Origin of the sequence: Mesobacillus sp., from assembly GCF_047739415.1 — a bacterium.
GTDB lineage: Bacteria > Bacillota > Bacilli > Bacillales > Cytobacillaceae > Mesobacillus.
The window spans coordinates 1-12459 of sequence record NZ_JBIQOE010000250.1 but is presented as its reverse complement, the minus strand read 5'-3'; the positions used below and the strand labels follow the sequence as shown (position 1 = coordinate 12459).

General features: G+C 42.1%; 13 protein-coding genes. All 13 read left to right on the top strand.

Annotation, left to right across the window (positions count from 1 at the left end):
• Positions 1 to 32: 32 nt before the first annotated feature.
• The 13 genes from der (at position 33) to ACH0QE_RS19430 (ending at position 12235) form a co-directional block, all read left to right on the top strand.
• Positions 33 to 1343, top strand: a complete 1311-nt coding sequence (gene der / locus ACH0QE_RS19490) for a ribosome biogenesis GTPase Der (protein ID WP_415802146.1) — start codon at positions 33 to 35, stop codon at positions 1341 to 1343.
• 20 nt (positions 1344 to 1363) lie between these two features.
• Positions 1364 to 2410 (top strand): NAD(P)H-dependent glycerol-3-phosphate dehydrogenase, encoded by a 1047-nt coding sequence (locus ACH0QE_RS19485; protein ID WP_415802145.1) that lies wholly within the window; start codon positions 1364 to 1366, stop codon positions 2408 to 2410.
• A 253-nt stretch (positions 2411 to 2663) separates the two neighbouring features.
• Positions 2664 to 2864 (top strand): DUF2768 domain-containing protein, encoded by a 201-nt coding sequence (locus ACH0QE_RS19480; protein ID WP_023627530.1) that lies wholly within the window; start codon positions 2664 to 2666, stop codon positions 2862 to 2864.
• 28 nt (positions 2865 to 2892) lie between these two features.
• Positions 2893 to 3606: a hypothetical protein gene (locus ACH0QE_RS19475; protein ID WP_415802144.1), complete on the top strand. Its 714-nt coding sequence runs from the start codon at positions 2893 to 2895 to the stop codon at positions 3604 to 3606.
• Positions 3607 to 3910: 304 nt separating this feature from the next.
• Positions 3911 to 5389, top strand: a complete 1479-nt coding sequence (gene spoIVA / locus ACH0QE_RS19470; RefSeq protein WP_415802143.1) for a stage IV sporulation protein A — start codon at positions 3911 to 3913, stop codon at positions 5387 to 5389.
• A gap of 514 nt (positions 5390 to 5903) precedes the next feature.
• The gene (locus tag ACH0QE_RS19465) at positions 5904 to 6176 is read left to right on the top strand and encodes an HU family DNA-binding protein (protein ID WP_023627533.1); all 273 of its coding nucleotides are present in this window, start codon (positions 5904 to 5906) and stop codon (positions 6174 to 6176) included.
• Positions 6177 to 6367: 191 nt separating this feature from the next.
• Positions 6368 to 6934: a GTP cyclohydrolase I FolE gene (gene folE / locus ACH0QE_RS19460; RefSeq protein ID WP_415802142.1), complete on the top strand. Its 567-nt coding sequence runs from the start codon at positions 6368 to 6370 to the stop codon at positions 6932 to 6934.
• 157 nt (positions 6935 to 7091) lie between these two features.
• A complete protein-coding gene (mtrB, locus tag ACH0QE_RS19455) occupies positions 7092 to 7325 on the top strand; it encodes a trp RNA-binding attenuation protein MtrB (RefSeq protein ID WP_023627535.1) in 234 nt (77 codons plus the stop codon).
• 278 nt (positions 7326 to 7603) lie between these two features.
• Positions 7604 to 8431 (top strand): heptaprenyl diphosphate synthase component 1, encoded by an 828-nt coding sequence (locus tag ACH0QE_RS19450; protein ID WP_415802141.1) that lies wholly within the window; start codon positions 7604 to 7606, stop codon positions 8429 to 8431.
• A 4-nt stretch (positions 8432 to 8435) separates the two neighbouring features.
• Positions 8436 to 9137 carry a demethylmenaquinone methyltransferase gene (locus ACH0QE_RS19445; RefSeq protein WP_415802140.1) on the top strand — a complete coding sequence of 234 codons (702 nt, stop codon included), beginning with the start codon at positions 8436 to 8438 and terminating at the stop codon, positions 9135 to 9137.
• A gap of 398 nt (positions 9138 to 9535) precedes the next feature.
• The gene (gene hepT / locus ACH0QE_RS19440; RefSeq protein WP_415802139.1) at positions 9536 to 10498 is read left to right on the top strand and encodes a heptaprenyl diphosphate synthase component II; all 963 of its coding nucleotides are present in this window, start codon (positions 9536 to 9538) and stop codon (positions 10496 to 10498) included.
• Positions 10499 to 10589: 91 nt separating this feature from the next.
• Positions 10590 to 11036 carry a nucleoside-diphosphate kinase gene (gene ndk, locus ACH0QE_RS19435; RefSeq protein ID WP_041965667.1) on the top strand — a complete coding sequence of 149 codons (447 nt, stop codon included), beginning with the start codon at positions 10590 to 10592 and terminating at the stop codon, positions 11034 to 11036.
• A gap of 425 nt (positions 11037 to 11461) precedes the next feature.
• Positions 11462 to 12235 (top strand): CheR family methyltransferase, encoded by a 774-nt coding sequence (locus tag ACH0QE_RS19430; RefSeq protein WP_415802189.1) that lies wholly within the window; start codon positions 11462 to 11464, stop codon positions 12233 to 12235.
• Positions 12236 to 12459 lie beyond the last annotated feature (224 nt).

Sequence of the window (12459 nt, the reverse complement as noted above, 5' to 3'; positions counted from 1 at the left end):
CTGCACAATAGAATTTTGAAAGGGTGATGTTCATGACGAAACCAGTGATAGCTATCGTTGGGCGTCCGAATGTCGGCAAGTCTACGATTTTTAACCGAATCGTTGGTGAACGTATTTCGATCGTTGAAGATATTCCTGGAGTAACGAGGGATCGTATATACAGTTCAGCTGAATGGCTGACACATGATTTTAATATTATTGATACTGGCGGGATAGATTTAGGGGACGAGCCATTTTTGGATCAAATCCGCCAACAGGCTGAAATTGCGATTGATGAGGCAGACGTTATCATTTTTCTTGTAAATGGCAGAGAGGGAGTAACATCTGCAGATGAGGAAGTAGCAAAAATCCTTTATCGCTCCAACAAGCCAGTTGTCCTCGCAGTCAATAAAATTGACAATCCAGAAATGAGAGACATGATCTACGACTTTTATGCTCTTGGATTTGGAGAACCTTTCCCGATTTCTGGCTCCCATGGGCTGGGTTTGGGTGATTTGCTGGATGAAGCGGCAAAGCATTTTCCAAAAGATAAGGAAGACGAGTATGATAAAGATGCGATCAAATTTTCATTGATCGGCCGTCCAAATGTTGGGAAGTCTTCTTTGGTCAATGCGATTCTAGGAGAAGACCGTGTAATTGTTAGTGATATCGCGGGTACGACTAGAGACGCGATTGACTCGCAAGTAACTTATGATGGACAAAAATATGTCATTATTGATACCGCGGGTATGCGTAAAAAAGGAAAAGTGTATGAAACGACTGAAAAATACAGTGTTTTAAGGGCGTTAAGAGCTATCGAGCGCTCCGATGTTGTCCTTGTTGTGATCAATGCCGAAGAAGGTATTATCGAACAGGATAAGCATATCGCCGGCTATGCCGAAGAAGCGGGCCGCGCAGTTATCATTGTTGTTAACAAATGGGATGCAATTGAAAAAGACGAAAAGACAATGAAGGAGTATGAAGAGAAAATCCGTGCTCACTTCCAATTCCTGAGCTATGCACCAATTGTTTTCTTATCGGCAAAAACAAAGAAACGGATTCACACATTGATGCCGATGATTGATATGGCAAGTGAAAACCATGCAATGAGGGTGCAGACCAATATCCTGAATGAAGTCATTATGGACGCTGTTGCGATGAATCCGACACCAACAGACAAAGGGAAGAGACTCAAAATTTATTACGCTACCCAGGTATCGGTAAAGCCGCCTACTTTTGTTGTCTTTGTCAACGAACCTGAATTAATGCATTTTTCTTATGAGCGATTCCTCGAAAATAGGATCAGGGATGCCTTTGATTTCACAGGTACTCCTATCAAGATTTTTGCGAGACAAAGAAAATAATATAAAGGTTGTGGTTTAAAATGGAAAGGAAGAGTGAGAAAATAGCTGTTCTTGGGGCTGGAAGCTGGGGAACGGCTTTGGCTATGGTCCTCGCCGACAATGGCCATAAGGTTCGTCTTTGGGGGCACAATCCTGTGCAAATTGATGAAATCAATCATCACCATACCAACAAGAAATACCTTCCTGAAATTACTCTGCCTGCAACCATCATTGGGTATTCATCACTTCAGGAGGCTTTGGCTGGGATCAAAACAGTGATTATGGCTGTCCCTACAAAAGCAATCCGTGAAGTAATCCGAAAGATGACTGAGGTTACTTCTGAACCCATGGTAATTGTCCACGTCAGCAAAGGAATCGAACCGGATTCCTTGCTCCGTATTTCTGAAATGATTGAAGAGGAAATGCCAGAGGGCTTATTAGAAAGCGTCGTAGTCTTATCCGGTCCAAGCCATGCCGAAGAAGTTAGCCTGCGCCATCCGACAACGGTCACCGTTTCCTCGAAAAATATGGGAGCGGCCGAAAAAATCCAGGATTTGTTTATCAACAATAACTTTAGAGTATACACAAATCCGGATTTAATCGGCGTGGAAATTGGCGGGGCACTTAAAAATATTATCGCTCTTGCTGCCGGGATTTCAGATGGATTAGGTTACGGAGATAATGCCAAGGCTGCTTTGATTACCAGGGGGCTAGCTGAAATAGCCCGGCTTGGTGTCAAGATGGGCGCCAGCCCTTTGACTTTTTCAGGATTGACAGGGATAGGGGATTTGATTGTCACTTGTACGAGCGTCCATTCCAGGAACTGGCGGGCAGGAAATCTGCTTGGCAAGGGCCAGAACCTTGAGGAGGTCCTTGAGAACATGGGGATGGTCGTAGAAGGTGTAAGGACGACGAAGGCGGCGTATCAGCTTGCTAAAAAATATGAAGTCAATATGCCGATAACTAATGCGCTATATAATATTCTTTTCAATGACGTCAATCCGAAGGACGCTGTTGATGGGTTGATGTCCCGAGAGAAAACTCACGAGATGGAAGACCTGGCTGACGTACTCGGAGGTAAAATCTAACTTAGAAAAATTTTCTAATGAATAATATCGCCAATATAGGCATTCGAGGATGCGATTTCCTCTGTGCTTGCATAAGATGCAACGAAGCAAACTGGTGGTTTGAACTGGGTGTTAGGGTATTTAGTCGTGTAGGCTGAGGTAAAGTTGTCCGCCCCTTCTTTACTTCAGCTTTTTTTGTTTTCTTAAGGGATTTATTTGCCTGCACAATTGCTGCATATGATATAATACTTCTCGAAAAAGGGAGGGGTTTATTTTGTCACCCGCATTATTGAAAATGTACATTTCTTTCGTTGGCATGGGCAGTATGATTCTGTCTTTGTTTGCCATCTATTTAAGTCGTTATAAGTTAAAAGGGTTCTTCAAAATTGCAACGGCGATCATAGCCTATGTGCTGATGATCTTAGCAGGGCTGATAATCTTTTTCGTTGTTTTCAGCGGTCCGACGAGCGAATAAAATACATAGGATTAAAGGGTTGGTATCAATGAACAAAATCCGTATTTTTATGCCAGTCATCCTGGTATTACTTACATTGACTGGTTGTATGTATCCGGAAGAAAAACTTGTGCAAAATCAGGTTCCATACAAGGACCAGCTTGATAGTGTACAGTCTGCTGTTGACCAGTACAAGGAGGCAAATGGCGGCTTGCTGCCAATCAAGACGAAGGATTTAGAGACACCGATTTATCAAAAGTATCCAATAGATTTTAAAAAGATCGTTCCAAGATTTATTGCTGAGGCACCAGGCAATGCTTATGAAAACGGAGGTCTGTTTCAATATGTCCTTGTAGATGCTGAAACAGATCCAACAGTGAAGCTGCTCGATTTAAGAATGGCAGAGACAATCCGTGAGATAAAAATGAGAATCAATGCATCTGGATATCCACCTTTCAAGGAACGTATCGCAGAAAATGTGTATACTCTTGATTTTAAAAAGATTGGCTATAAAGAAGAGCCTGTCGTTGTAAGCCCGTTCACAAACCAGAACCTGCATTTTATCATTTCGACTGATGGTGAAATATATGTAGATTACCGGAGTGATCTCTACCAGGCTATCAAATCGTCAAAAAAGGAACTTGCAGAGGGTGAGGATATCCGAGACATTCTCGTAGATGATTCCATGTTCGTACCAGCATACTCTTTGCCTTATACCATCGATAAGGAGACCAATGAACCGGTCTTCTTAATAAAGGAATAAAATAGGAATTTCACCACCCAACGATTGTATGGGCGAACAACGAGCTTGCGCATTTCTAATAAATTAGTCATAACCCTGTTTCTGCAAAATATATTGTAGAAGTAGGGTTTTTTTGTCTTTAAAAAGATATCGATTGTTCTCATAAATGGGAATTGAAGGAGTCTTTTTTGAAATTAAAATTAAGGGGGTAAAAAAATAAAAAATTGTCATATTGATATAGGACAACATCATAAATATATACTGTCCCAGATTACTAATTTGGATGAATTTATTCCCACTAACTCTATGATCGGGAGGGGATCACTTGGAAAAGGTAGATATTTTTAAAGATATTGCCGAGAGGACTGGCGGCGATATTTACCTGGGGGTTGTAGGTGCGGTCCGCACTGGAAAATCCACTTTTATCAAAAAATTCATGGAACTGGTGGTTTTACCTAATATCAATAACGAGGCTGACAGGGCCAGAGCTCTTGATGAGCTGCCTCAGAGCGCAGCAGGTAAAACAATCATGACCACTGAACCGAAATTCGTGCCTAACCAGGCAGCATCCGTGCACGTTGATGATGGTCTGGATGTAAATATCAGGCTCGTAGATTGCGTAGGGTATACAGTTCCGGGAGCAAAGGGTTATGAGGATGAGAATGGGCCAAGGATGATCAATACGCCTTGGTATGAAGAACCAATCCCTTTCCATGAAGCAGCAGAAATTGGAACAAGGAAGGTTATTCAGGAACACTCTACACTCGGTGTCGTCATTACGACAGATGGGACAATTGGGGAAATCCCAAGACAAGATTATATTGAGGCAGAGGAAAGAGTAATTGAGGAACTTAAGGAAGTCGGAAAGCCGTTCATTATGGTGATCAACAGCGCACAGCCGTATCATCCAAATACGGAAACACTTCGCTCACAATTGGCTGACAAATATGATATACCTGTGCTTGCAATGAGTGTTGAAAGCATGAGGGAATCAGATGTTCTCAGTGTGATGAGGGAAGCACTTTACGAATTCCCAGTGCTAGAAGTGAACGTCAATCTGCCAAGCTGGGTAATGGTACTCCGTGAAAACCACTGGTTGCGTGAGAGCTATCAGGAAGCTGTCAAGGAGACTGTGAAGGACATTAAGAGGCTGCGTGATGTAGACAGGGTCGTCCATCAATTCAGCGATTTTGAGTACATTGACAGGGCTGGACTGGCAGGTATCGAAATGGGCCAGGGTATAGCTGAAATCGACCTGTTTGCTCCGGATGACCTTTATGACGAGATCCTTAAAGAAATCGTAGGCGTAGAGATCCGCGGCAAGGATCACTTGCTTGAGCTGATGCAGGAATTTGCCTATGCAAAAACAGAGTTTGACCAGATTTCTGATGCGCTTAAAATGGTTAAGCAGACGGGATACGGCATCGCTTCACCTTCACTGACGGACATGAGCCTGGAAGAGCCAGAAATCATCCGCCAGGGGGCGCGTTTCGGTGTCCGCTTAAGAGCAGTAGCCCCTTCAATCCATATGATTAAGGTGGACGTAGAATCCGAATTCTCGCCAATTATTGGTACTGAGAAACAAAGTGAAGAACTTGTTCGCTACTTGATGCAGGATTTTGAAGATGATCCGCTGTCAATCTGGAATTCTGATATCTTTGGAAGAAGCTTAAGCTCAATCGTCAGAGAAGGAATTTCGGCAAAATTGAGCCTGATGCCAGAAAATGCACGTTATAAATTAAAAGAGACGCTGGAGAGAATCATCAACGAAGGTTCCGGTGGATTAATAGCAATCATATTATAATTTGGACTCCTTTTGGGAGTCTTTTTGTTTTGTCTGCCAAAACATTGATTTTCACTTTATCTAGTCGATCTACAGTAACTTTGGACCAAAATTAATCTTTTAATATAACTTCCTTTCAGTAAATTATGAGTAAAGACCTTGTTGACTGCTTGCGTAATCAGGAGAAAAGGCATAAAATTCATTATTGTAGGTTTGATACTGCCTGTTACGGGTAATGAATTAGGGTCAACATATTACAATTATGTTTCAAAGAAGAAAAGATTCCCATTATTTCTTGAAATTATCTTGATAAGAGTAAAACATTATGATAATCTTTTAACAGAATTAGCGTTGCAGCTTACAAACCCTTATATAACAGGGTTTCAAGCGATTTAAGGTTTATTTATCATAGTTTTTTTAAAACTATGATAATAAAATCTTCCACCAACGTATAGAATTCATATGTTTTGTTTAGAAATGTAGTAAGATGCTTAATTTCTGAGCAATGGGATCTCTTTGGGAGGAGGTGAATGGCATGAACAAAACAGAACTTATCAATGCAGTTGCAGAAGCTAGTGAGCTTTCTAAGAAAGATGCAACAAAAGCAGTTGACGCTGTTTTTGATTCAATCTTAAATGCATTAAAAGATGGGGACAAAGTACAATTAATCGGTTTTGGTAACTTTGAAGTTCGTGAGCGCGCTGCCCGTAAAGGACGCAACCCACAAACTGGTGATGAAATCGAAATCTCTGCAAGCAAGGTGCCTGCTTTCAAACCTGGCAAAGCGCTTAAGGATGCAGTGAAATAATTACATACGACGCACTGAGCGTATGCTAAACCCTAAAGGCCGCGACCTGTTCGCGGCCTTTTTCTATGTTATGGAATATTAAGTTTTGCCTGCTGAGAATTGGTTATGCTAAGATGAAAATATTATAATCAATTAGTTGCTTAACTATGCAAGATTATAATGAGATTGTCGGATCATAGGAGGAAGCGCAGATGTCAAACGTCAATCGTGCCCAAATCGAAGAAGCGGTGCGTTTAATATTAGAGGCAGTCGGTGAAGACCCAAACAGAGAAGGTTTGCTTGATACTCCCAAGCGTGTCGCGAAGATGTATGAGGAAGTTTTCTCGGGGTTGAACCAGGATCCTAAAGAATATTTTGAAACTATTTTTGGTGAGGACCATGAGGAACTGGTCCTGGTCAAGGATATCCCTTTCTATTCAATGTGTGAACATCATCTTGTTCCTTTCTTCGGCAAGGCACATGTCGCATACATTCCACGTGGAGGAAAGGTCACAGGACTCAGCAAGCTTGCAAGAGCTGTGGAAGCAGTAGCGAAAAGACCTCAGTTACAGGAAAGGATCACTTCTACTATAGCGAACTCCATAATGGAAAAGCTGGATCCCCATGGTGTCATGGTAGTGGTAGAAGCGGAACATATGTGCATGACAATGAGAGGAGTCAAGAAACCGGGCTCCAAAACAGTTACATCTGCTGTTAGAGGAACTCTAGCAGAGGATGTAAGTGCAAGGGCTGAAATACTCTCATTGATTAAAGATTAAAGAGTGTTGATTACATGAATTTCGAAAAGTACATTCAAAAGATGTAAAAGGCTGAAAGTAATTCTTTTAGCCTTTTGTTATATTATAAACAAACATAACTACGAATTATCGGGTACGTCCCAGACTCGACATAATCTTTCCTGTAAGGGGGATAATAATGGATAAGAAACAAGGTGTTAACACGGACTATGTAGTGATCAAGGCCATCGAGGATGGTGTGAACGTGATTGGACTTACAAGAGGAACAGACACTCGCTTCCACCATTCAGAGAAGCTGGACCAGGGCGAAGTTATGATTGCCCAGTTCACAGAACATACATCAGCCATTAAAATTAGAGGGCATGCAAAAATTGTCACACCATTCGGTGAAATAGTTAGTGAGAAGAAGTAATTAAGTCCAAAACCAACTATTTTGTTACAAAATCAAGCTCAATTTATCGCAAATGGTGTTTAATTTATAATATCACGTTCATGTTTTTACTATTTGTGATATAATTGTCACTGCCTTGGAATGTTCGGTACAACTGCAAACTAGTTATTTAGGCGCTTTTTTTATGTCTGTTTTAAATATAGACCAGCTCACCAAATACGGCTGGCTTTCCTGATTAAAACAATGTTGTGCCCGTCGCCGGCAATCCAACATAAATAAGGGGAACAAGGGTGATTTAATTGCTAGATTTACAAAACAAATTAGACGGCACCAGAGAGCTTCTTCTCGAAAAACTTTCACATCCTTATTTGCTAAGGCATGTAGAATCGCCATTTATAGATGATGACCGGCTCTTGTTGCTTACATCCTTGCTGGAAGAGCAGGAAGTAGATCAGGAAAGAGCAAAGAATTACACTGTGACCGCCATGCTCCTGCAAATTGCCCTTGATACCCATGAGCATGTCCACAACTCACACCCAGGTGAAGAGGATGAAACCCATAAGCGCCGACAGTTGACGGTTCTCGCTGGAATTTATTTCAGCGGACTATATTACAAGCTGCTGGCTGATATGGATGATATAGAAATGATCAAGCGGTTGGCTTCAGGTGTAAAAGAAGTCAATGAGCATAAAATTTCGTTGTATCAAAAAGAAACTGAAGCGATCGATAAGTTAATGGAAAGCGTAAAATTAATCGAGTCGTCTCTTTTAGGCAAGGTCGCTGATCATTTTGACGCGGCTGAATGGTTTGAATTCGCTTCTAATTGGCTTTTTGTCAAAAGGATGCTATCTGAAGAAACGAAGTTCATTAAAAACGGTAGTTCGCTGGTTTTCAACGCGCTGAAAAAAATTACTTTGCCAAAAATGGACCAGACTACAACAGAACTTTCTTCGGAACAGCAAAAATACCTTTTAACAATTTGCACACGATATATTGAATTTTCTATGACGAAGATTAATGCAGCGTTTAAGAAGCTGCCAGGGATGAACAGCTTGCTTATAGAACGGTTAGACCTGATCTCCGGGCAGCACCAGACCATGTCTAAAAATTTCGCGGAAGAAGGGTAATGCAATGCAGCAATCGAAAGAACAACGTGTTCATGGAGTCTTTGAAAAAATCTATGAAAATTACGACCAGATGAATTCTGTCATCAGTTTTCAGCAGCATATTAAATGGCGCAATGACACAATGAAAAAGATGAATGTCCCAAAAGGAGCCAAAGCACTTGATGTGTGCTGCGGTACGGCTGACTGGACGATTGCACTTGCAGAAGCAGCAGGCAAAGACGGCGAAGTGGTCGGACTTGATTTCAGTAAAAATATGCTGAAGATTGGCGAGGACAAATTGCACGCACGTAATTTGGACCAGGCAGCACTAATCCATGGGAACGCAATGGAGCTCCCATTTGAGGATAATAGCTTTGACTATGTCACTATTGGTTTTGGTTTGAGGAATGTCCCTGATTACAATCAGGTGCTTCGTGAAATGTACAGAGTCCTAAAGCCGGGCGGTATGGCAGTATGCCTGGAAACTTCCCAGCCTACAATGCCAGGTTTTAAGCAGGCGTATAGATTGTACTTTAGGTTTATCATGCCGATGTTCGGCAAACTGTTCGCGAAGAGCTATGATGAGTATTCCTGGCTCCAGGAATCCGCAAAGGATTTCCCAGGCATGAAAGAACTCGCGAAAATGTTCTCCGAAGCAGGATTCGTGAACGTTGAATATAAACCATATAGCGGTGGAGTAGCTGCCGTGCATATCGGCCGTAAATAAGAAAGACGCCATGGTGTCCGGGAAAAGACACGCCGTGAGTGGCTTCTCACTATAATCGAAGCCGTTTCTGGGTCGGAGGCTGGCAAATGCGCTGGGGCTTGACGATTCTTTCAGGTGAATATACAATCTGATACTATATATAAAGACAATGGCTGTCCTTTTCTTTTTCGCTCGGCAAGGAAGGTCAGCCTGTTTTCATTTAGTGTTGTCGCTTTGTTCCCGATTAACGAAGTGACCTGTATCTGGATTGGTTCCAAAAGAAAGAAAAATCTATTAGCTGGACCGGATGGAAAGCTCCAAGCATATAAGAAATTTCCTGATTGCATTGAGGCTGTGGAAAGGAACTTGTTGCAGTTGCATCAATGGATATCGAGGATGTAAAAGCTGGGTGGATAATTATGAAGATGAAGCTATTATATACATATTTGAATTCTGATTTGACATTGATTGAAAGAGAGCTGGAAAAAGCAATCCAGGCCGATTCCCAGCTGCTCAGACAGGCAAGCCTTCACTTACTTAAAGCTGGCGGGAAACGGATCAGACCCGTTTTTGTTCTTCTTGGTGGTAAATTCGGAGATTATGATATTGAAATCATCAAGGATGTCGCAGTCTCCCTGGAGCTCATCCATATGGCCTCCCTTGTACACGATGACGTCATCGACGATGCTGAATTGCGTAGAGGGCAGGCGACAATCAAAGCGAAATGGGATAACAGGATTGCAATGTATACTGGGGATTACATTTTTGCCAGGGCACTGGAGCTTATGACTGACATTGAAAATCCGAAAGCGCACCAGATTCTCTCTGATACTATAGTCGAACTAAGTGTTGGGGAAATCGAACAAATAAAAGATAAATATAACTTTGATCAAAATCTGCGTAATTATTTGCTGCGAATCAAGCGGAAGACTGCTCTTCTTATCGCTGCCAGCTGCCAGCTTGGTGCCGTGGTGGCAGGAGTTCCGGAGCAGGACCATCGAAAATTGTATAAGTTTGGCTACTATGTCGGCATGTCCTTCCAGATTACTGATGATGTACTGGATTTCACCGGTACAGAAAAGGAACTTGGAAAGCCGGCTGGCGGGGATCTTCTACAGGGGAATGTCACTCTTCCTGTACTGTATGCAATGCAGGATGAGTATATCAAAAGCCGGATCAGGACTGTCCATGAAGGTATGCCAAGAGAAGAACTGATTGAAATACTAAAGCTTGTACAGGAGTCAGGAGCGATTGAAAAATCACTTGAGATCAGTGACCGCTATTTGGATAAAGCTCTTGAAATCCTTGAAGAGCTCCCATCTAATAAGGCAAAGAAGTCATTGCGCGATATTGCCAAATTCATTGGAAAACGCAAGTATTAGCAAGTTGCGAATTTTTCAAAAAAATGATACTATTTCTAAGGATTGCTTTTGTAAGCGGTTCACATACATATAGGAAATAGGAGTGGAACTCATGGAAAAGACTTATTTAATGGTCAAGCCTGACGGAGTACAACGCAACCTGATCGGTGAAGTTGTAGCTCGTTTCGAAAAGAAGGGCTTCCAGCTAGTTGGCGCAAAACTTATGAACATCCCAAGAGAACTTGCTGAAGAGCATTATGGCGAACATAAAGAGCGTCCATTCTTTGGCGAATTGGTAGACTTCATCACTTCAGGACCAGTATTCGCTATGGTATGGCAGGGAGAGAATGTAATTGCTACTGCACGCCAGATGATGGGTGCTACAAACCCTAAAGATGCAGCTCCTGGAACTATCCGCGGAGAATTCGGTGTGACTGTAGGCAAGAACGTAATTCACGGATCTGACTCACCAGAAAGCGCTGAGCGTGAAATCGGATTATTCTTCAAACAAGAAGAACTGGCTGAATACAGCAAATTAATCAACGAGTGGGTTTACTAAGAAAAGCGTAAGCGCCTTGGTCAGCCCCGACAAGCGCTGGAGGGCCGACCAGTGAAGTCGTTCTTTGACTTCATTGGGCGGACCGAAGCGACTCGAGGGGCTAGGCGCTGGAGCTGGACAAAGAAAAGCGTAAGCGCCTTGGTCAGCCCCGACAAGCGCTGGAGGGCTGACCAGTGAAGTCGTTCTTTGACTTCATTGGGCGGACCGAAGCGACTCGAGGGGCTAGGCGCTGGAGCTGGACAAAGAAAAGCGTAAGCCGCTTATCTTTTAAATAAACTCCGGACACTTGTGAAAAGCAAGTGTCCTTTTTCTTTTTCGGGACGTTATATAGCTCTCCGGATATAAAAAAATATATCACCCAAAATTCTATTTTTCGATATAATGAAAATGTCCAACTTTTTCTAGTAAAAATAAGGAGCTAAATGATGCCGCAAGACTATGAACACTTCATCTCGAAAATCCACCAGAAGACAGGTATAAACCTTGCTCTATACAAAGAAGCCCAGATGAAAAGAAGGTTGACTTCACTCTATCAAAAGAAAGGTTACTCATCTTTCAAGGAATTCTTTCAAGTCCTTGATAAAGACCAGCAGCTCATGAACGAATTTCTGGATCGAATGACAATCAATGTATCCGAGTTTTATAGAAACGCAAAAAGGTGGGAAGTCCTCGATAAATCGATAGTACCTGAGTTGTTAAGCAGAAATCCGAACCCGAAAATCTGGAGTGCAGCTTGTTCTACTGGAGAAGAGCCTTATACATTGGCGATGGTGCTGTCAAAACATATGCCATTATCGAGAATCCAGGTCCTGGCGACTGATATTGATGACAATGTCCTGGCAAAAGCGAGGCGCGGAGTTTATGCAGAAAGATCACTGAATGAAGCCCCTAAGGAAATGGTTAAAAAGTTTTTTCGGCAGGATGGTTCCTATTATACGGTAGAAGATGACATTAAGAAGACTGTTGCGTTTAAAAAGCAAAATTTGCTTGCCGATCGTTTCGGCGGTCCGTTTGACCTGATTGTCTGCCGGAATGTCCTCATTTATTTTACCGAGGAGGCCAAGGAAAGCATTTACCATAAATTCAGTGCGGCATTAAGGCCAGGCGGGATTCTGTTTGTTGGAAGCACTGAACAGATCTTCAACCCTGGTACATATGATTTTGAAACTGCAGATACTTTCTTTTACAGGAAGAAATAAATGGAGGAGCCGGGATTCCGTGCTCCTTCTTGCTTTTCCCGAAGGTATGGTATTTATTGTCCCGGGTGCAGCGGAAGGCCGGAGTGGAAACTAAGTAACGGAAGATTGTTTTTTGCGAGTCAACATGCTTCATGATAAAATGACTTCATTCTTGAAAAGGAAAAATATATATTTCGAAATTTTTAATTTATTTCTGTTGAACTGTATGATATAGTAAAACAAAT